The 392-nt window shown below is 65.6% G+C and carries 1 protein-coding gene; it reads left to right on the plus strand.

Annotated elements, in window-relative coordinates:
* Nucleotides 1–263: 263 nt before the first annotated feature.
* Nucleotides 264–392: RNA polymerase sigma factor (locus RM844_RS33290; RefSeq protein ID WP_311671149.1), on the plus strand; the 129-nt coding region annotated here is incomplete at its 3' end.

The following is a 392-nucleotide window of genomic DNA, read 5'->3' on the forward strand; positions in this document are numbered from 1 at the left end:
GAGCACGGCTTCGCGCTCCGCGCCGTCGCCGGTCGAGAAGCTGGCGCTGTAGAAAAACCCGGCGATGCCGGCCACCACAAGCGTGAGACCGATCACCAGCGCGTATACCTGAGCGGGAGAGCGCTCTTCCATGGGGACACCTCCTTGTGGGCGATTTTCCCCTTATTCGCACTTGGCGCGTCTGCGGATCATCCAGATCGGGCTCTGGCGCGTAGGAACACTGAATGGCACACGACATCCGCGACCTGGCCGACGAGGAGGTCATGCAGCTCGTCCAGAAGGGCGACCCGCGCGCCTTCGAGCTGCTTTACGTCCGCCACGGCGGAGCGGCGTTCTCGCTCGCGTACCGGATGGTGGGAAAGCAGGCGCCGGCGGAGGATGTGGTCCAGGAG

Source organism: Streptomyces chisholmiae, from assembly GCF_031845445.1.
GTDB classification, from domain to species: domain Bacteria; phylum Actinomycetota; class Actinomycetes; order Streptomycetales; family Streptomycetaceae; genus Streptomyces; species Streptomyces chisholmiae.